This is a genomic window from Chitinophaga deserti, assembly GCF_003149455.1.
GTDB classification, from domain to species: domain Bacteria; phylum Bacteroidota; class Bacteroidia; order Chitinophagales; family Chitinophagaceae; genus Chitinophaga; species Chitinophaga deserti.
Genome location: NZ_QFFK01000006.1, coordinates 119085 through 138508 on the forward strand (window position 1 = coordinate 119085; position 19424 = coordinate 138508).

The 19424-nt window shown below is 47.7% G+C and carries 17 protein-coding genes and 2 tRNA genes; 11 read left to right on the forward strand and 8 right to left on the reverse strand.

The features are described 5' to 3' along the window. Entirely contained in the window at positions 1-1416 is a 1416-nt protein-coding gene (locus DEV76_RS14965; RefSeq protein WP_198652081.1) for an aminotransferase-like domain-containing protein, read from the reverse strand. A gap of 146 nt (positions 1417-1562) precedes the next feature. Here DEV76_RS14965 and DEV76_RS14970 point away from each other — a divergent pair, with 146 nt between their 5' ends. The 4 genes from DEV76_RS14970 to DEV76_RS14985 all read left to right on the forward strand — a co-directional run bounded on the left by DEV76_RS14970 (position 1563) and on the right by DEV76_RS14985 (position 5671). Then, entirely contained in the window at positions 1563-3428 is a 1866-nt protein-coding gene (locus DEV76_RS14970) for a TonB-dependent receptor plug domain-containing protein (RefSeq protein ID WP_109698733.1), read from the forward strand. Positions 3429-3600: 172 nt separating this feature from the next. After that, a complete protein-coding gene (locus DEV76_RS14975; RefSeq protein WP_109698734.1) occupies positions 3601-4698 on the forward strand; it encodes an acyltransferase family protein in 1098 nt (365 codons plus the stop codon). 50 nt (positions 4699-4748) lie between these two features. Further along, positions 4749-5090 carry an iron chaperone gene (locus tag DEV76_RS14980; RefSeq protein ID WP_109698735.1) on the forward strand — a complete coding sequence of 114 codons (342 nt, stop codon included), beginning with the start codon at positions 4749-4751 and terminating at the stop codon, positions 5088-5090. 26 nt (positions 5091-5116) lie between these two features. Then, positions 5117-5671, forward strand: coding sequence for a dihydrofolate reductase family protein (locus DEV76_RS14985; protein WP_109698736.1), 555 nt, complete (start codon positions 5117-5119; stop codon positions 5669-5671). Between the two features lie 373 nt (positions 5672-6044). Here the strand turns inward: DEV76_RS14985 and DEV76_RS14990 are convergent, their stop codons facing one another. Further along, entirely contained in the window at positions 6045-6821 is a 777-nt protein-coding gene (locus tag DEV76_RS14990) for a hypothetical protein (protein ID WP_109698737.1), read from the reverse strand. Between the two features lie 783 nt (positions 6822-7604). Here DEV76_RS14990 and DEV76_RS25940 point away from each other — a divergent pair. Beyond that, the gene (locus DEV76_RS25940) at positions 7605-8279 is read left to right on the forward strand and encodes an RICIN domain-containing protein (RefSeq protein ID WP_157962906.1); all 675 of its coding nucleotides are present in this window, start codon (positions 7605-7607) and stop codon (positions 8277-8279) included. A 115-nt stretch (positions 8280-8394) separates the two neighbouring features. On the opposite strand, the gene DEV76_RS15000 is transcribed toward DEV76_RS25940, so the two are convergent. The 5 genes from DEV76_RS15000 to DEV76_RS15020 form a co-directional block, all read right to left on the reverse strand. Next, positions 8395-9189: an alpha-1,2-fucosyltransferase gene (locus tag DEV76_RS15000; RefSeq protein ID WP_109698739.1), complete on the reverse strand. Its 795-nt coding sequence runs from the start codon at positions 9187-9189 to the stop codon at positions 8395-8397. Between the two features lie 207 nt (positions 9190-9396). Further along, positions 9397-10611 carry a cytochrome-c peroxidase gene (locus tag DEV76_RS15005; protein ID WP_198652082.1) on the reverse strand — a complete coding sequence of 405 codons (1215 nt, stop codon included), beginning with the start codon at positions 10609-10611 and terminating at the stop codon, positions 9397-9399. Positions 10612-10862: 251 nt separating this feature from the next. Further along, positions 10863-10948, reverse strand: a tRNA-Leu gene (locus DEV76_RS15010). 93 nt (positions 10949-11041) lie between these two features. After that, positions 11042-11114, reverse strand: a tRNA-Gly gene (locus DEV76_RS15015). An 80-nt stretch (positions 11115-11194) separates the two neighbouring features. Further along, a complete protein-coding gene (locus tag DEV76_RS15020) occupies positions 11195-12022 on the reverse strand; it encodes a hypothetical protein (RefSeq protein WP_109698741.1) in 828 nt (275 codons plus the stop codon). Positions 12023-12138: 116 nt separating this feature from the next. Here DEV76_RS15020 and DEV76_RS15025 point away from each other — a divergent pair, with 116 nt between their 5' ends. The 5 genes from DEV76_RS15025 (at position 12139) to DEV76_RS15045 (ending at position 16188) form a co-directional block, all read left to right on the forward strand. Beyond that, on the forward strand, positions 12139-13143 hold the full coding sequence (locus DEV76_RS15025) for a DUF3667 domain-containing protein (RefSeq protein WP_157962907.1): 1005 nt from the start codon (positions 12139-12141) through the stop codon (positions 13141-13143). Positions 13144-13210: 67 nt separating this feature from the next. Further along, positions 13211-14215, forward strand: a complete 1005-nt coding sequence (locus DEV76_RS15030) for a DUF3667 domain-containing protein (RefSeq protein ID WP_109698743.1) — start codon at positions 13211-13213, stop codon at positions 14213-14215. A gap of 16 nt (positions 14216-14231) precedes the next feature. Then, a complete protein-coding gene (locus DEV76_RS15035) occupies positions 14232-15011 on the forward strand; it encodes an enoyl-CoA hydratase-related protein (protein WP_109698744.1) in 780 nt (259 codons plus the stop codon). Between the two features lie 20 nt (positions 15012-15031). Next, positions 15032-15661: a carbonate dehydratase gene (can, locus tag DEV76_RS15040; protein ID WP_109698745.1), complete on the forward strand. Its 630-nt coding sequence runs from the start codon at positions 15032-15034 to the stop codon at positions 15659-15661. Between the two features lie 11 nt (positions 15662-15672). After that, positions 15673-16188 (forward strand): hypothetical protein, encoded by a 516-nt coding sequence (locus DEV76_RS15045; protein ID WP_109698746.1) that lies wholly within the window; start codon positions 15673-15675, stop codon positions 16186-16188. Between the two features lie 51 nt (positions 16189-16239). Here DEV76_RS15045 and DEV76_RS15050 read toward each other — a convergent pair whose 3' ends face one another. Then, positions 16240-18498 (reverse strand): Tex family protein, encoded by a 2259-nt coding sequence (locus DEV76_RS15050; protein WP_109698747.1) that lies wholly within the window; start codon positions 18496-18498, stop codon positions 16240-16242. A 159-nt stretch (positions 18499-18657) separates the two neighbouring features. Here DEV76_RS15050 and mazG point away from each other — a divergent pair, with 159 nt between their 5' ends. Continuing rightward, positions 18658-19422 (forward strand): nucleoside triphosphate pyrophosphohydrolase, encoded by a 765-nt coding sequence (gene mazG / locus DEV76_RS15055; protein WP_109698748.1) that lies wholly within the window; start codon positions 18658-18660, stop codon positions 19420-19422. Positions 19423-19424: the final 2 nt, after the last annotated feature.

Here is a 19424-nt window from a genome sequence, read left to right on the forward strand (position 1 = left end):
CTATTCCTCTTTATGAAGCACCCTTTCCAAAGAAATACTCAACAGTTCAACGGCTTTTTCCATCTCTTCTTCATTCATGTGCCCGAACCCCAGCCGCGTGGCTGTAAGGGTTTTGGTTTGATATAATAAAGTTGTAGGCAGAAATAATCCATTCGCTTTACATTCTCTTTGTAACCGCACCAGATTGAAATCATCCAGCCATTCCACCCAAACTGCCAATCCGCGAAGCGGTATCTGGAACCTGATTCTGCCTTTTAGTTTTTGCTTCAGCAATCGCACGAAATAGTCCCGCCGCTCTTTGTAAATTTTCCTGTTCTTCTTGGATAAGCGGTGTACTTCGCCTTCCTGCAGCCAGTCGGTAAGCACCTGTTCCTTTATAACATCGATCCCCGGTTCCAGTATGTTCTGATGCTTTTCGAGCTCCTGAATAAAGGCTTCCGGTGCAGAGATGAATCCGTATCCGAAACCCGTTGGAAGCGATCTGCCGAATGATCCGATGTATACCACCCGCTCGTGGTTGTCTAATGCCGCCAGGGGCAATACGGGGTTGTTGTCGTAATGGAAATCAAAGTCATAATCATCTTCCAGTATTACAAAGCCATAAGTTGCCGCCAGTTCCAGTACTTCGATTCTCCGTTTGGCACTGAGGCAAATGGTGGTGGGGTAGTGGAAGTTGGAAGTTAGATACAACACCCTGATCTTTTGGGACTGGCAGAGCGTTTTCAGGCTGTCGGTTTTAATGCCGTGCTCATCAACGGGGATAGTAATGATCTGTGCGCCGCTGTCGGAAAGCGTCATGTTGGAGCGGTAATAGCTGGGTGTGGCAACCACTACTTTATCTCCCGGAGAAATCAGCAATTTGGTAACGAGATACAGGCTGATTTCGTGATTACTGGTGGTGAGGAGGTTACTGCTGGCTATCCGCAGGCCCCGGGTGAGATTGAGGAAATTGGAGAAATGGGCTTTGAACTGCAGGTGCGATTGCAGCTGGATCTGTTCCCATGTACGGGTGTTTTTCCGTCTTTTCAGTTTGGATACATACAGCCGGGCCAGTACATCGGTATGTACGAGGCGGAGGTCGGGCATACCGTCATTAAACTGGTAGTTCAGGTCACTGACTTCTACAGGGTTTTCCAGTATGGAGGAACGTTTAAAGGGGAAGCCGGTTGTGCCCTGCTCTGAAGGTTTACCTTTCGGGGAGGGCGCTTTTACCTTGTTTTTTTGTTTTTGGTCCGACAGGATGAAGATGCCCTTATTGGGCAGTATCTCTATATATCCTTGTGCCTCAAGGTCATGTAAGGCTTTTACGAGGGTGTTCCGGTTGATGGACAGCTCCTTGCAAAGGATGCGTGTACCCGGGAGCTTCGTGCCTTCGGGAAGCAGCCCCGTCTGGATGGCTTTAATGAACTCAAACACAATCTGGAGATAGATTGCGGTCGGGAGGCTATGATTCAGCTGAATATAGCGTTGGAAAGGAATATTAACCGGACTACCCATTTTATTAAAACTGGCCTACTATAGTGGTACGGCAAGGTACTATTTTTGCGGAAATTTTACAGTAAATGAGGATTTTCTATGTAGTTCTGCTGACGGTATTATCCCTTCAAACCTATGCACAGCAAAGGCGGGATTCTGTCATCAGCATCCAGGAAGTGGTGATTAATGAAAACCGCTTCAGCACCCCTATATCCAGGCAAAACAGGAATGTTTACGTGATAGACAAGGCTACCATTGCCAAATTACCCGCCCGCAGCCTGCAAGAGATCCTGCAATATGCCAATGGGGTGGATATCCGGCAGCGGGGCCCCTTCGGCAGTCAGGCCGATATCAGTATCGACGGTGGCAGCTTTGAGCAGACCGTTGTACTGGTGAACGGGACAAAGATCATCGACAACCAGACCGCCCATAATATGCTGAACCTGCCTATTCCAGTAGAGGCAATTGAAAGGATAGAGGTGATCCGCGGCCCTGCGGCAAGGATCTATGGGATTAACAGCTTAACCGGTGCGGTGAATATCATCACAAAGAAGCCGGAACAATCGGGCTTCCTGGTGAGTGCCTTTGGCGGGTCTAATTTTGAGAAAGACACTGCGGGAACAGGAGAGATGTTCTACGGTACCGGCATTCAGCTGGGAGGTGTGATCAGTAAAGCCAAACATCAGCATTCTCTTTTCGGTTCTTATGATAAAAGCAATGGATACCGGTATAACACGCAATTTGAAAACAAAAAGCTGTTTTACCAGGGTAACTACCAGATCAACAATGCCAACGAAATCCTCACATCCGCAGGCTATATCGACAATGGGTTTGGCGCCAACGGTTTCTACGCTGCTCCGGGTGATAAAAACTCGACGGAGGCCATGAAAACAGTTATAGCGTCTATCCAGTCGAAGCATACGCTATCCGACAGGTTTTCGCTCATGTCTCGGGTAAGCTATCGTTATAACGATGACGATTACCGGTATTTTGGTGTTACCAATCCCAATGCAGGCAAGAGCCGTCACTATACCAATTCACTGGCTGCGGAGCTGAATTCAACTTACAGGCTCCATACAGGCGAACTGGGATTTGGTGTGGAAGGAAGAAGGGAAGATATTAATTCTTCCAATATCGGGGACCACCGCCGCGAGAATCTGGGGCTTTATGCACAGTACCGGGTGTATCTGCTGGATAATAAGCTCGATGTGAATGCGGGTACTTATGTGAATTACAATTCGGATTATAAGTGGCAGATCTATCCCGGTCTGGATGCGAGCTATGCTATCAGCAAGGCATTCCGGATCACGGGGAACGTGGGAACCAGTCAAAGGATTCCATCGTTTACGGACCTTTTCCTGAATCAGCGCCCCGGGAATATCGGTAATCCTGATCTGAGTCCGGAGGATGCCCTTCAGGGGGAACTGGGCTTTAAGTTCCTGCACCGTAATCTGACGGTTAACGCCAGCTACTTTTACAGGAACATCAGCAGCTTCATAGACTGGACGCGGATGGTGACCACGGAGCCGTGGCAAAGTAATAACGTGGGAGATCTTCGCACGAAGGGTTTCAACGTGCGGTCTGATTACCGTGTAGCGGTTTCTGAAAAGGCTAAGTTCAACATCCATCTGGCTTATACTTACCTGGATTCCGAATCTGAGGGAGCGAAAGCACTGTATTCAAAGTATCTGATTTCTTCATTGAAGCACCAGGTGACTAATACCGTTGAGTTTAGCTATAGTGGCTTCTCTGTACTCGTAGCTACCCGTTATAACGACAGGATCTCCGGTAAGTCATATTTCATCAATGATTTTAGGATCAGCCAGCGTATCCAGCACTTTACAGTGATGGTGGATGCGCAGAATATTTTCAATTCCAAATACAATGAGATTGGAGCAATTCCCTTACCAGCCCGCTGGTTTAGTCTTGGGGTGAAGTATACGAATTTATAGGAGAACGTTTGATGTAATGGGCCGTCAGCATGTAGGGTGCTGGCGGCTTTTTTGATTTTATAATATGCCTGTTCGATTCATACTTATTATGAGGAGCATCCCTTTATCCCTTGCCAATTGTTACATTTTTAGATAACTTGGCAACTGCACAACAACCAGACCGGAACCATCAATGGATACGAACAAACCCACCGCTACAATTCTGCAAACGAAACAGCATTTCGAAATTCTCGACGGATTAAGGGGGATTGCTGCTCTTGCTGTCGTGATTTTCCATTTTATGGAATGGGTGTACCTCGATCCCAGCCAGAACTTTATCGGGCATGGTTTCCTGGCGGTGGATTTCTTCTTTTGTCTTTCAGGATTCGTGATTGGATATGCCTACGACGATCGTTTGGCTAAAATGGGATTGCTGGAATTCTTTAAATCGAGGGTTATCAGGCTCCATCCGCTGATCATAGCGGGATCAGTGTTAGGTTTGCTGGCATTTCTGTTTGATCCGTTTGGCGGGCATCCTGAATTGTATAATACCGGAATGGTCATCCTCCTGTTTTTGAGTTCAGCATTACTTATTCCTTTCCCGGTTATGGAAGACAGGGGATTCAATCTGTTCGGACTTAACGCACCGTCGTGGTCCCTGTTTTGGGAGTATATCGCCAATATCGTTTACGCACTGGTGCTTTGCAGGCTCAAACGCAGTTACCTGATTGTATTAACCATCCTCTCGGCGGTGGCTATTTGCCTTGTGTCTTTCCGCGCTGGTAACTTATTGGGTGGCTGGAGCGGGCCCACCTATTGGGATGGGGGCGCCCGCATATCCTATTCTTTCCTTGCAGGATTACTCATCTATCGTTCCAACTGGATCATCAAAAACAATCTCGGATTTATAGGTTTATCAGTATTACTTTCTCTCGCCTTTATCATGCCTTTCTCTACGTGGAACTGGATTACCGAACCTTTAGTAGTGCTGTTGTATTTCCCATTGCTGATAGCATTAGGCGCGGGTGCTGTGTTAAAACCCGGCTTAAAGAAGTTCTGCGTATTCTCCGGTAAGATCTCTTATCCGCTATATATGACGCATTATGCCGCGTTATGGATGTTTGGGAACTATTACAACAGCCATAAACCGGGTACTATGGAACTGACATTCGTTATCATTTCCGGGGTGGTACTGCTGGTGGGATTTGCCTATCTTGTGATGGTAGTGTACGATATTCCTGTAAGGAAGTATTTAAGTGACAGGCGGAATAAAAGGATTGCAGAGAAATAATCTGTTTGCCTTATGTGCGATGGAGTTCTGATCAGATAAATGCTGTATGTATGAACGACGTAACGCAATATATTGCTGCTTTTGATCCTGATATCAGGGATCGGCTGAATGCCCTGCGGCAAATCTTTTTAGGGTTTCATCCAAATACAGAAGAAAGCATCCGGTATAAAATGCCGGCATTTAAAGTGGGGAAAGATCACTTGTATTTTGCTGCCTATAAAAATCATATTGGGTTTTACCCGGTCTATGGATTGAGCCGGCTCGAAGATCAGATTGCTCCTTTCAGGGCAAAAGGCACTAAGGATACCCTGCATTTCCCGCACAATAAACCTTTACCGATTGACCTCGTAAAATCTATAATCCGGTTTAAAGCCGGGATAGAAATGAAATAAATCTTTTATTACCTAAAACCACTCCAATGAGAAAAGTTGTCTACGGAATTAACCTTACTGCCGATGGTTGCTGCGAGCATACCAAAGGTAATGGCGGCGCGGATATTCATGTTTATTTTACAGAACTTTTGAAGGAAGCTGACCTGATTGTGTATGGACGTAAAACGTATGAACTCATGGTTCCTTTCTGGCCTGATATGGCAAAAGAGCAATCCGGTCCCGAAACGGTGAATAATTTTGCAAAGGCATTCGATGCCCTCGACAGAATTGTATTTTCCAAAACACTGAAAAGTGCAGATGATAGAACAAAGATTATTCGCTCAAACCCCGCTGAAGAAATTTTGAAACTGAAGCAGCAACCGGGAAAGGATATATCGATAGGTGGGGTAGATCTGCCATCGCAGTTAATTGAACAGGGATTGGTGGATGAATTTCACTTTGTGATTCATCCTTACTTAGCCGGGGAAGGAAGGCGCTTATTTGATACAATGAAAATGCCCGAGCAGCAGCGTTTACAATTAGTGGAGTCGAAGGTACTGCCATCAGGTTCTGTGGCATTAAAGTACATAAAGCAGGGGTAATGTATAGTTCATAAAGTTGTTCTCCTCCCTTCAGGATACGCTAATAAATAGATACAGAAATGTTACTGTAAGCATATTCAAGCTGGTATGTATTAAGTTAGAAGACAGTAACTCTTAGTCATCTTGGGAGTAAGTACCGCTTAAATACGAGTTAAGTACGTCGATAACGTGGACTTGATGCGGAGGTGATGTGGTGGTGATGTGGAACTGTGTTGCAGGTGAGTAGGAGCATGTAACAGGCATGTAAAGTGAAGATTGGGCGCCTGCAGCCCATGGCAATGGCTGGCGGAGGAGTGGCCTGCCGTGTAGATTGGGGTTCCGTAGTGTTTGATTATGAGCTTCTTACAACAAAAAATCCAGTAATGGCGTGAGGCTATTCCCGTTTATTGACCGCCTGCCTGTTTTGATTAGCAGTGGCTTTGCGGGAAGGCATCGCAGGTATGCCCGTTAGTTTCTTATGGGATTTGGGTTTTGCAAGGGATGCTTCAGACTGCTGTTGCTCCACAACCGCCACAATATCGGCGGCATACCACTTGCGGTCACGGATATCACCGTCTTTTACAAATTGCCTTGCCTGCACCACCACCAGCAGCGTTCCCTTACCTGGTACGTCTATGGACATTTCGGCACCGTTGAAAGGCTGCTCCAGGTCGATGGTGATCGTCACTGCTTCGGAGCCGGTAATGCTGCGGGTAGCAAAGTCGATCCGGGTGGCGATCAGTTTTACTTCCAGCTGTTTAGCGGAACCGTAGAGATTGCTGTAGGCCTCCAGGCGCTGCGCCGGGATGCGTAAGGTACCGTCTTTAGAGAACACCGGCGGCTGTGTAAGCAGCTTGTCAAGCCCCGTGTAACCATTGAACCGGAAGTTCACCAGGCCGGCGTGGTTGTTCCTCCCCGCCTTCATGATGTAGCTGTTCAGCCGGTTCACAAGGTAGCTGTCGGGGTAAATGTCCAGCTCGGGAGAAATAGCACTCCTGATGAGGGCGCCTTTACGGCTGGCCGCACCGAAATACTTAGCTGCCCGGCGGGTATTATCCGTTTGCCTGACATGCGTGGGTGCAGAGCGCAAACAGTGCTTACCGTCGCGCTTGTAGGAAATGACATTACCGATTCTACCGGTAAATGGAATCATGGAATCTAAAATTGCCATTACTAAAAAAATTTGTTGTACTGAAATATACGTAAGATGTACCGGCAGGGTGGTAGTGCTGTGTTAGAGGATATTTAATGCAGCCTTATCGCACATTGAACTTTGTGCAATAGCAATGGAAGTGGGGTTGGATAATTTCGAAAGGAGAGTTTATGAGGATTAGATGATTTCGAAAAATTGTAATGCCTGGGGAGTTGTATGCTGATTTAGGTAAGTACTTCAAATAACAGGTAATTGAAGCGCTATGGCTGCCATACAGTATGCCGGTTAAAGGTTCATATCATCCTGTTGATGTTTAGCACATGTGCAGGACTATATTTTTACAGATATACCATGCAGGGGTTATTCGGATTTGGAAAGGTTTGTGAGTAAGGATAATGTGCAGAAGTTTTTGATTTTCATAAAAGAACAGCGCTCTTTTTTTTGAGTTTCGATAAAAAAAAGCTAATTTCAAGTTTAACTAGAAGCAAGTAATTTATTTATTACCGAATACAATATACCTAATACCTATGTTTGTTGAAACCCGCCCCCACTGTAGTGTTCTGCCCACAAATTATCACTATAAGCTATTTAACAGATTTCATTTTGGCCACCGGTTGCTTAATTTGGTAAGCTCTATTGAAAGCTAATGATCTTAAAATTTATCCAGTGTAATTGTCTTTTCTACTTATTTAATATACATACTGAAGAACTGAAAACCCACTAAATACATTAGAACCCAGGAAATCAAATTTTAACCCGAATTGGCCGTCAGTTGGCCATTATTTCACAAATGAATTTAAGATGAAGAAACAATTATTCCTCCCTATTTTGGCGGTAGTAGCGCTACTTTTTTCCTGCAAGAAGAATAGCGAATTATCTGAACAGCCTATCCCGCAGGAGCAAAAAATCAAAAAGCAATTGATCGTTCCATACGATACAGCTAAGACTTTAACTAACGGAAAAAGAACCATTTTTAACCCTAGTTGGTGTAATCCGTCTCAGTTAGCAATTGGTCAGGAAAACGCGGTTTTTCTTGTTCCCTACCGGTATTATGAAATGAATGTTCCGGGCTTCGTAGTTTTCAACCAGGTACTCGACCAGGCTACAGGTGGTACCCATGTTCAAGTTTGGGATTATTTTGAAGCGAATAATCAGAAATGGAGGATCAAGGCCGAAGTGGATGAATATGGCCAGCGTTATTATCACATTTGGAATGTTCAAACCGGGCAGCATTTAGGTTTCGGTTCCGACAACCGGGCATATGTGTATAACACTCCCGTTAAATTATACATTACTACAGGATCTTCTAATCTCGGTTTCTGGATCAGCGTGATCAAGACATGGCCGACCAGCACTACCTGCATGGATGTATATAACAACATCCCAGGTCCTAATGGACAATGGGTAGGACTAAATCCCATCAATACAGATTCAGAAACGCAGAAGTGGGGTATAGTTTTTACCTCTGTTAACTAATCATTTCTCTATTAGAGATTTCCTGGGTTTGCGCCAAAGCGTTTTACAGCCGACTGTAGATCGCTTTGGCGTATATATATATGTCGGGACATGTTACTTTCAAACCAGTTTTTGTTTACCACCAGTTCCCACGGCAGACGCGGAACTGTTGAAGGCTGATTGTTTCGTCTTTCCTGAAGATATGATGGAATTTCGTTTCGCCGATGAAACTTGCCCATAATGTAAATGTGCTGAAAGGGCCGAGGATGTAGTCGCATTGTGACATCAGGTAATGATCCTCAGCAACGGAATTGCCAGACAGCACCACATTTCCGAACTTCGACTGGTAGCCTGAAAGGTTTAGGTTTGATTCATTCGTGAAGAGGATTATTTCAGCCGGCCGGTTCAGCAATGTAAGCAATTGCTGAATTTTATCAATATAGACTTCATCTTCGAAGTAGTACTTTCCGCCGAGCCATTCTTTATAATCTCCCCGCCGGATATGTACCGCAATCTTCACTTCACCGTTCGGTGCCTGGAGGTACTTATCATCGAGAGGGCGGGTATCAAATCCAGGACGGAAAAGTTCTTTGTAAACAGGAATGTACCTGCTGATTACTTCATCCGGGGAGCGGAAGAACCAGCCTTCGCAATACATATTGTTGCCTGCCAGCAAATCACGCTCATATACTTCCTGGTTATTTTCTATATCGAAATGATAGGTGGATTTGAAAGAAAGCGCTTTCTGAATTTTCATGCCCAATACGGAATTTCCATAATCTGCAGACCTGAGGTTGGGGTATGTTTCATAATATTTGCTCATTCGCGGACTGCGGTACTTCAATCCGTTAGCCCTGCAGAAAGCATCGATATGGATATGCTGGATATAATTATTGCTGGTTTGACCAAATAGCCGTAGAAGTGTGATCATATGCAATTTTAGTAAGGGAATTGGTTTAACAATATCCTTCAAAAATAATATTTGTTTCCCTTAAATGTTCAATAAACTTGGCTAATCCCCATCAGGTGTACTAATACAAAGGTTTGATTGGCCTGTTTTGAATAATTCAAAAATGAATCTGACAGGTTTTCATAATGATGTTCGGGAATATTGTAGAATCGTCTGCAAATCGATGGCTTATCTGATATAACCGCCTACGGGTAAACCGCTCGGTACGGAAGCAGGCACCTTTTTGTCGTAGTTAGGATCGTTTAGCGTGTTCAGGAATTCCACAATGGTATTGATGTCTTTAAACTCCACACGAACCGCAGCGGCAAGGGGATCGAGTTGTGTGCGGTTGACGTGTTGGTTGCGCAGCGGTTTGCCATGCAGGTCTTCGTAGAAAAACAATACTTCATTCAGGGTTTGAAATTTACCGCTGTGCATGTAAGGCCTGGTGAACCGCAGGTTGCGGAGTGTAGGCGTGCGGAAGCCATAACCGCCCAGCATGCCGGAATCAGATACGGGCAATTTTTCATTGTCGGGCGCTCCCAGTACATGCGTTTTAAAATCAGACAGCATAGGTCCGCTATGGCAACGTGCACAGCCGGATGTAATAAAAAGCTGCATGCCTTCCTGCTCCCTGTCTGAAAGGGCGGAGCGGTCGCCACGCATGAACTGGTCGAACCGGGAGTTAGATGCAGTTAGCGAGCGCTGGAAAGCTCCGAGCGCTTTGGTGATATCAGTGAGTGTGACCGCGTTACTTTCCGGGAACGCCATTTTAAAAAGCCGCTTGTATTGGACAATGCCGTTCACACGTTTTACCACTTCTTCCGTAATGCTTTCTTCACTGAAACTATGTCCGCGCATTTCTTCAAAGGTCTTAATAGGCATGGCAGCCTGCTCTTCGAGGCTTTTGGCACGGAGGTCCCAGAACATAGGGGCTTCTTCAGGTGTATACTTTCCGTCTGAGCCAATGCCATTGAACGCTGTGTTGAGGAGTGATTGAGAATTGCGTTTAGTGAAAGGGATGTTGTTTTCCTTATTGAAACTTCTCTTTTCGCCCAGTCCTTTCCCGTTTACGCCGATAGACAGATCGATGCTTTCCGCGTAACCGAAATCAGGATGATGGCAGGTGGCACAGGCTACATCTCTACCACCAGACAATATCGGATCATAAAACAATAACCTCCCCAGCTCTACTTTTTCAGGTGTGGTAGGATTATTGGCAGGAGAGCGGTAAGTAACAGGTAATGCGTCGATAGTGCCCAGTCCTGGTAGTTCTTGCTTTGCGGCAACAGGGGATTGGGCGGCCGGTTTGTCGGGCGAATGGCAGGCATTGATGGTAACAATACCAGCCAGTAAGAGTAGTATGGTATGGGTAATACCGGGACGCATAGGTGTGCTTATCATTAATTTCCGTTAAGATAATAAAAGACGAGGAAAATATCTTTTAATTTATGTGGGTTGTTTTAATGATGGTTGGGGTGGATATATTCAAGCCATTCATATCGGAATTAGACGCATTGTCTGAATCAAAAACCAAAGCGAAATTAATAGGCTAAAATGATAAGAAAAATGTTTCCCGGTTCAAGCAATCTGCATGCAAATTTCTGAAAACAACAAAGGCCTCCTTTCGGAAGCCTTTATATCTTTTGGTATTGTACCCGGGAACGGAGTCGAACCGTCACTCGCCTTGCAGCGAACAGGATTTTAAGTCCGGCGTGTCTACCAATTCCACCACCCGGGTATCCTGTATTTGTAAATGTAAAGAATCATTCACAAATAACTTTAAACAAAAATTCCAAACCGCTTTGCAACAGTTTGGAACTTCTGATCTCTGAGCGGAAGACCGGGCTCGAACCGGCCACCCCGACCTTGGCAAGGTCGTGCTCTACCAAATGAGCTACTTCCGCAGTGATTGTTATTATAAGAACTTTTTTCGTTGGGATTGCAAAGATAGGATTTGTTTTTATTCTGCAAACTTTTTTTTCAATTATTCTGAAAATTCATACTTGTAAGCAATCCGCCCCAACAGCTCTAACCCTTTACCATAGCAGTCTTCACGCTGTGCCAGTCCTTTTTCATCATAACTGTATTTCCATATCAGGTAGTCGCCGGTTTCGGGTGTTACCACCGTCATTGCAGCGAGTTTTCCATCGGCTCCGTATTCAAAAGAATAATCGGGTAGCATGCGTTTGCGGGCAGGGTAATAGCGGAGTACGTCCGTCAGTTTGCCTTGTGCATCGTAGTTGTAGTAGATACGCTGACGGCCGGGTTCCATTTCTTCAATTACGCGGCCATCTTTATCGGTTTTAAAGGCAACGATAATGGAATCGGCATTGCCTTTACGGAGTATCATGCGCAGCAGGCGGCCGGTGCTGTCGTATTCGTAACGGTGCTTTTCCTGCAGGCGGTACTTATCTTCCCTTCCGCGCACGCCGGATTCTACATCTTCCAGCCATCCTTTTTCGGTGTATTTGTATTGTACGGTGGAAATGGTGTGTTCGGTACTGTCTACCGTTTTGGTGAGGCGGCCGCTGGTGCTGAAGGTACTGGTGAGTACAGACCTGCCGCTGTTACGGCTCTGGGTAACGGCCTTCAGGGTGCGGTAGGGGGCCTGGGTAGTGCGCACGCAAATGAAATCGTTGTCGGTTTCCTGGTTGGCATCCAGTGAGCGCACGATCTGGCCGGTCACCTTATTGGCCTTGAACTGGGCCATGGTGGCAGCGGTTTGACCCGTGCTGATGATATCCTGGTAATAATGTTGCCCGCGGGCAATACCCAGGGCCAGGGTAAGGCATATGGTAGTAAGGATGCGCATATCTCGTTAATCAGTGTTCGCAAATGTACAAACGTTCCCGGCTTTGCAAAACGTATGTGGACAGGATAAATTCAAATTCTTTATATTTATTATACTTTAACCTGACGTATACTACCGTGAAAACACAACATCTCAGGCAGAATAAGACCTGCCTCAACTGCGGACACCATGTACCGGACCGTTTCTGCGGCCATTGCAGCCAGGAGAACGTGGATACCAAAGAGTCCTTCGGGCACCTGGTGAGCCACTTCTTCCAGGATATCACGCATTATGATTCCAAACTCCTCCTTACCCTCAAATACCTCTTCTTCTACCCGGGCCGCCTTACCCGGGACTATATCAACGGCAAACGGCTGACGTACGTGAACCCCATCCGGCTGTATGTATTTACCTCTTTTGTGTTTTTCCTCATGATGGGGCTCACCGGGCAGCATGAGAACCCGTATGAGCGCAACATGGAGGTGCAGCAAAAGGCCAGACTGGATTCTATTTACATTGTTTCACAAATGCTCTTCGATTCGCTGAGGGCGGGAAAGGTTGCTCCGGATGATACCTTTGCCGTACGTACCGAGGCAGACATCCTGCGGATCATGGGGACCGATACCATCCGGAATGCGGCATTTCAATACGATTCCATTCAAAACGCATTACCGCCCCATTTACGGGAGCCCTGGTGGGAAAGGAAGATGCAGCTCAGGGTGCTTGAATTACGCGATAAATACGGCGGAAATATGGGCAAGGCGCTTAACGATAAGCTCATTCATCACTACCCCAAACTCATGTTCCTCCTCCTGCCGTTCTTCGCGCTGTTGTTAAAGTGGTTCTTCCGGAGGAAGAACTGGGTGTATGCAGACCATGCCATCTTTTCCATCCACATTCATACTTTCATCTTTATGCTGGGCATATTGGCCATGCTCATCAACCTGTTACTGCATTCCTCGGAGTTATATGCGTGGCTGCTGATCCCTGTATACCTGTACTTCGTGTTCGCGTTGCGGAACGCTTACCAGGTACGCTTCGGAACTGCTTTCTGGCGGTCGCTGGGTGTAGTGGCGGGCTACCTGCTGGGAACCCTTATTGTGGGAGTGGCCTTTATCATACTCATGGTGGCAACCGTATAAACGCAGGCTGCATGATAATTTCAATTTGGCTATATTTACTCCGCCTTAACCTGTCACCAACGAAACCGTGAAAACACAACATCTCCGGCAGGACAATACCTGTCTCAATTGCGGGCACCAAGTGCCGGACCGTTTCTGCAGCCATTGCGGCCAGGAAAATGTCGATACCAAAGAATCCTTCGGGCATCTGGTCAGCCATTTCTTCCAGGATATCACCCATTATGATTCCAAGCTGCTCCTTTCACTGAAATACCTCTTTTTCTACCCGGGAAAGCTCACCAAAGAATATATTTCAGGAAAGCGGATGACCTTCGTGAATCCCATACGCCTGTACGTTTTCACATCATTCGTGTTCTTCCTGCTGATCGGGGTTGTGAACCATGCGGATAGTCCGTATGAAGTAGGGGCCAAGGACAAAAGCAATGTAAAGTTCGGCAAGATCCGCAAAACGGCAGATCGTATGCTGGATTCTATCCGGCTGGGCAAGGTAGATCCTGAAGACACGGCCAGAATGCGGGCCACAGCTGAAAACCTGAAGCTCCTGGCGATGGATACCATTCACAATGCCGCACGGGTGTACGACTCCATCCAGCAATCCCTGCCGCCTCACCTTCGGGATGACTGGGGCGACCGCAAAGTGACCCTCCGCACGCTTGAGATGCGGGAGAAGTATGGAGAGAATATGGAGAATGCGCTGGAAGACAAGATCGCCCACCATTACCCCAAGCTCATGTTCCTCCTTCTGCCGTTTTTTGCTCTGCTGCTGAAATGGTTCTTCCCAAGGAAGACCTGGGTATACGGGGATCATGCCATCTTCTCCATTCACATTCATACCCTCATCTTCATGCTGGGCATCGTAGCCATGCTGGTCAATATGTTCCTGCATTACGACGCATTGTACGCCTGGCTGCTGATACCGATCTATGTATATTTCCTCTTCTCCCTCCGCAATGCCTATGGCGTCACCTTCGGGAAAGCTTTGCTGAAATCGCTGGGCATATTGCTGGGGTATGTGTTGGGGACAGCCATTGTGGGACTTGTCTTCGTTTTGATTATTTTCGCAATAACATAATCAAAATCATACACCAATGACCCCCGAATTTATTATCGTATCGCCGCAGGCCCGGCCCCATATCGCACACGTACAGTTAAACCGGCCCAAAGAGCTCAATGCCCTTAACCTCCAGCTCATGCAGGAATTGAGGGATGCCCTCCAGCAGCTGGATGCCGACGACAGTGTGCGCTGCATCGTTCTCAGCGGTAACGACAAAGCCTTTGCCGCCGGGGCCGATATCAAGCAGATGGCGGGCCGCACGGCAGTAGATATGTATAATATCGACCAGTTCACGATCTGGGACGGTATCAAAAAGATCCGCAAACCCATCATTGCTGCAGTCAGCGGCTTTGCACTTGGCGGTGGTTGCGAACTGGCCATGCTCTGTGATATGATCGTTGCCAGTGAAACTGCTAAATTCGGACAGCCGGAGATTAAGATCGGCGTAATGCCCGGCGCAGGCGGTACACAGCGCCTTACCCGTGCCGTAGGCAAAGCGCTCGCCATGGAAATGGTATTGACAGGCAGATTCATCTCCGCGGAAGAAGCCCTCGCAGCAGGCCTTATCAACCGCATAGCGCCGGTAGAATTATTCCTGGAAGAAGCCTTCCGCCTCGCGGATGGAATAGCGCAGCAAAGCCCACTGGCAGTGAAAATGGCAAAGGAATCCGTACTCCGCGCATTCGACAGCACCCTGGAAGAAGGGCTGCATTTTGAAAGAAAGAATTTTTACCTCCTCTTCGCCTCAGACGATCAGAAGGAAGGGATGCAGGCTTTTATGGAAAAGAGAGCCCCCGTCTTTACCGGTAAGTAACCATATAAAAACAAACGAGTATGCAAGTTTTTGAGCAATTACTGCAAAACAACAGGGAATGGGCTGCGAACATGGTGCAGCAGGATAAGGACTTCTTCCACCGCCTGCAGGATCAGCAAGCCCCTAAGTTCCTCTGGATCGGTTGTTCCGACAGCCGCGTGCCTGCAGACAGAATCACCAATACCGAACCGGGTGAGATCTTCGTGCACCGCAACGTTGCTAACATGGTGGTGCATACCGATATGAACCTCCTCACAGTACTCGAATATGCCGTGAAGGTTCTCGAAGTGGAGCATATCCTCGTGGTAGGGCACTATGGCTGTGGTGGTGTGAAAGCTGCCATGGGCAACCAAAACCTGGGTATTATCAACCCCTGGCTCAAGCATATTAAGGACGTATACCGTTTTCATAAAGAGGAAGTAGATGCTCTGGAAACTTTCGACCAGCAGGTAGACCGCCTCATAGAACTGAACGTAAAGGAACAGGTGATGAACCTCGCTAAAACCATCACCGTCCAGGAGGCCTGGCACAAGCATAAAAGACCCTGCCTGCACGGCTGGGTGTATGGTTTGAAAGATGGCCTCATCAACCCCGTATTCGACATGGAGCCCGGCACCCACATCGATCCGTTGTATGAATATAACATGTAAACCGGTGCTATATGAAATATGCTATCCTCGCAGTATTGGCGTTAGCCGTTGCCTGTCAGCCTAAAGCTGCCGGCACTACGGAGAAAACGGTGCCTGATTCACTTGTCATGACTCCGACAGACACTATGATCACTATCACCGACACCGCCGTAACACCTGCATTGGTAGAGTCCTGGAAAACCTTTGAGCAGTATAATGGCAAATACGCCTCGGATGTGAAGCTCCTGCAGCAACAGCCCCTGAAAGATCGGCTGAAAGCCATGCTGGGAACAGAAGAGAAAGACTTTACCACGCGTTATGGCACCATGCCGCCCATTGAAGTAGATAACGGTATCCTGTTCAACGAAGGCTGTAAACCGCATAATTGCTCCATCGAAGAAGCGGCCATTGCCATCGACATGAATAAGGATGTGATCTATATAGGCATCGCACGGAACAAGGTCGTAAAACTATATGGAGAAAAGGGAGACTCCGCCTATCCCGAAAAGCTCCTGCAATGGATGATGAAATTCGAAACACCAGAATAGAAAAAGCCCCCCGGATCATCCAGGGGGCTTTTTTATGAGCAGTGTATTTGCTTACTTGAATTTGGACTTCAGCGCCAGCAGTTTGGCCTGAAAGTCGTTCAGAGGCTCTTCCTTCGCAGGTTTGCGCTCTTTACGCTGTCCACCGCCGCCATGGCCGCCACCGTTATTGTTACCAGCCTGGGGCGCGTTATCTTTCATGGACAGGGAAATGCGTTTGCGCGCAATATCTATCTCCAGTACCGTTACCGTTACTTTCTGGTTGAGCTTCACCGCTTCGTTGGGGTTGCTGATGAATTTGTTGCTCAGGTGAGAGATATGTACGAGGCCATCCTGTTTTACGCCGATGTCTACGAATGCACCGAAGGCGGTGATGTTGGTTACCACACCGGGGAGCACCATACCGGGCTTCACATCGTCCATGGATTTGATGCCTTCCGCATATTCGAAGATAGCGATCTCATCGCGCGGGTCGCGGCTGGGCTTGGCCAGTTCCTTCAGAATGTCTTCCAGGGTTACCTGTCCAACTTCTTCGGTAATGAAATCCTTGATATTGATTTGCTTGCGCAGATCGTTTTTACCCATCAGTTCTTCCACGCTGCATTGCTGTTTGGCCGCGATGGCTTCTACCAGTTTATACCGCTCGGGGTGAACGGCTGAGTTATCCAGCGGGTTATCACCATGTTCGATACGGAGGAAGCCTGCGCACTGTTCGAAAGCTTTATCACCGAGGCGGGAAACCTTCTTCAGCTCCTGGCGGTTTTTAAACGCACCGTTTTCTTTGCGGTATTTCACGATGTTCTCAGCTAGAGAAGGGCCGAGGCCGGAGATATATGCCAGCAGGTGTTTGGAAGCAGTGTTGAGGTTAACGCCTACGTTGTTCACGCAGCTAACCACCACACGGTCGAGGCTCTGTTTGAGGTGGCTCTGGTTCACATCGTGCTGGTACTGGCCTACGCCGATGGCTTTAGGATCGATCTTCACCAGTTCGGCGAGGGGATCGATGAGCCTGCGGCCGATGGATACGGCACCACGAACGGTAACGTCGTGGTCGGGGAACTCTTCACGGGCAACTTCGGAAGCGGAATACACAGAAGCGCCGCTTTCGTTAACCATGAATACATTCACTTTCTTTTCGAAGTCGAGCTTTTTAATGAACTCTTCCGTTTCGCGACCTGCGGTACCATTACCTACGGCGATGGCGGCAGCGTCATATTTCTTCACCCAGCTTTTAAGCAGTTGCTCAGCATCCTGTGCTTTGTAGTTCTTTTCGAGGGGGAACATCACGTCGTATGCCAGGAGGTTACCCTGGTTGTCGAGCGCTACGGTTTTACAGCCGGTACGGTATCCGGGGTCTACGGCAATCACGGCTTTTGGGCCCAGGGGAGCGGCGAGGAGCAGCTGCCGGAGATTCTCAGCGAATACTTCAATGGCTTCGGTATCGGCTTTATCCTTTGCAGAGGAGCGCGATTCGTTCTCGAGGGAAGGGCGGAGGAGGCGCTTGTACGCATCATCTGCAGCTTTAGCCACCTGCTGACTGGCAGGACCGGTACCGGTTACGAATTGCCTGTGAACGATCTCTTTAGCTTCTTCCTCATCCGGGGCAATGTTACCGAAGAGGATGCCTTCCGCTTCTGCACGGAGGATGGCCAGTACGCGGTGAGAGGGGATGGAAGTGAGTTCTTCGTTGAAATCGAAGTAGTCTTTATACTTAACGCCATCAGCTTCCTTGCCTTCGATGACTTTGGAGCTGAACTTGGCGGTATGTGTGAAGAGCTTACGGAGTTTATCGCGCAGCTCTGCGTTTTCGTTGATTCTTTCGGCGATGATGTCGCGGGCGCCTTTGAGGGCTTCTTCTGAGCTGGCTACCTGTTCGTTGATGAAAGCCTTAGCTGCTTCGTCGATATCACCATCCTGCTGGAGGAGGAGCGTTTCGGCGAGGGGTTCGAGACCTTTCTCAATGGCCTGGGTGGCGCGGGTCTTGCGCTTGGGCTTGTAGGGGAGGTAGATATCTTCCAGCTCGGCGAGTACCCAGGTGGAGTTGATCTTCTCTTCCAGCTCAGGCGTCAGTTTACCCAGCTCGGTAATGGTTTTGATTATGGTGGCGCGGCGGTCATCTACTTCCTGGTAGCGCTTGCCCATATCCTCTACCTTCCCGATCTGCACCTCGTCCAGGCTCCCGGTCTGTTCTTTCCGGTAACGGCTGATAAAGGGAACGGTGGAGCCTTCGGCCAACAGGCGCATGGTATTCTCAGCCTGCCCCATCGAAATGTTCAGTTCGGCAGAAATGAGCGCCACGTGTTTCGGATTCATATCAATTCGTTTTGTGATTTTTCTAAGGCCGCAAATCTAAAGAAATTGCCTGTGCAACCAAGAAAAAGAAATTAACACCACCCAGCCCCTCCACCCCCCAAATCCTTATTTTCCATTATTTTTCCGTTTCTTAGCAGCGGAACATTCACATTTATTGTTATGCAGCCGGACCAAGCTTTTAACAGATTATTGCAGATAATGGACGACCTGCGGGAGAAATGCCCCTGGGACAGGAAGCAAACCATGCTCACTTTACGCCAGCTTTCCATCGAGGAACTGTACGAACTGGCAGATGCTATTACCGACGAAGACTATAAAGGTATTAAGGAAGAGCTGGGCGACCTGCTCCTCCATATCGTGTTCTATGCCAAAATAGGTTCCGAAAAACAGCAATTCAATATAACCGACGTTATCAATGGTGTTTGTGAGAAGCTGATTTCCCGCCATCCCCATATATATGGAGATGTGAAGGTGGAAAATGAGGATGAAGTGAAGCAGAACTGGGAAAAGCTGAAGATGAAGGAAGGGAAGGAATCCGTTCTCAGCGGGGTACCCCGTTCCCTGCCTGCCCTCGTAAAAGCCATGCGCCTGCAGGACAAAGCCCGGCAGGTAGGCTTTGAATGGGAGAACCGTGAGCAGGTATGGGCCAAAGTGGAAGAGGAAACTGCAGAACTGAAGGAAACACTGGAAGAAAATAACCAGGACCGTATTGAAGCCGAGTTTGGCGATCTGATGTTCGCCCTCGTTAATTACAGCCGCTTCCTGGGAGTAGATGCGGAAAACGCGCTGGAGCGTACCAACAAGAAATTCATTGCCCGCTTCCGTAAAATGGAAGAAATGGCCGGATCACAAGGCCGTAAGCTCACCGATATGGACCTGGCCGAAATGGACGGACTGTGGAATAAAATCAAGGAAGGCGAATAAAA

Coding starts and splice junctions, on each gene's coding strand:
- DEV76_RS14970 (WP_109698733.1), top strand. CDS start 1,563: ATGAGGATTTTCTATGTAGTTCTGCTGACGGTATTATCCCTTCAAACC.
- DEV76_RS14975 (WP_109698734.1), top strand. CDS start 3,601: ATGGATACGAACAAACCCACCGCTACAATTCTGCAAACGAAACAGCAT.
- DEV76_RS14980 (WP_109698735.1), top strand. CDS start 4,749: ATGAACGACGTAACGCAATATATTGCTGCTTTTGATCCTGATATCAGG.
- DEV76_RS14985 (WP_109698736.1), top strand. CDS start 5,117: ATGAGAAAAGTTGTCTACGGAATTAACCTTACTGCCGATGGTTGCTGC.
- DEV76_RS14990 (WP_109698737.1), bottom strand. CDS start 6,821: ATGGCAATTTTAGATTCCATGATTCCATTTACCGGTAGAATCGGTAAT.
- DEV76_RS25940 (WP_157962906.1), top strand. CDS start 7,605: ATGAAGAAACAATTATTCCTCCCTATTTTGGCGGTAGTAGCGCTACTT.
- DEV76_RS15000 (WP_109698739.1), bottom strand. CDS start 9,189: ATGATCACACTTCTACGGCTATTTGGTCAAACCAGCAATAATTATATC.
- DEV76_RS15005 (WP_198652082.1), bottom strand. CDS start 10,611: ATGATAAGCACACCTATGCGTCCCGGTATTACCCATACCATACTACTC.
- DEV76_RS15020 (WP_109698741.1), bottom strand. CDS start 12,022: ATGCGCATCCTTACTACCATATGCCTTACCCTGGCCCTGGGTATTGCC.
- DEV76_RS15035 (WP_109698744.1), top strand. CDS start 14,232: ATGACCCCCGAATTTATTATCGTATCGCCGCAGGCCCGGCCCCATATC.
- can (WP_109698745.1), top strand. CDS start 15,032: ATGCAAGTTTTTGAGCAATTACTGCAAAACAACAGGGAATGGGCTGCG.
- DEV76_RS15045 (WP_109698746.1), top strand. CDS start 15,673: ATGAAATATGCTATCCTCGCAGTATTGGCGTTAGCCGTTGCCTGTCAG.
- DEV76_RS15050 (WP_109698747.1), bottom strand. CDS start 18,498: ATGAATCCGAAACACGTGGCGCTCATTTCTGCCGAACTGAACATTTCG.
- mazG (WP_109698748.1), top strand. CDS start 18,658: ATGCAGCCGGACCAAGCTTTTAACAGATTATTGCAGATAATGGACGAC.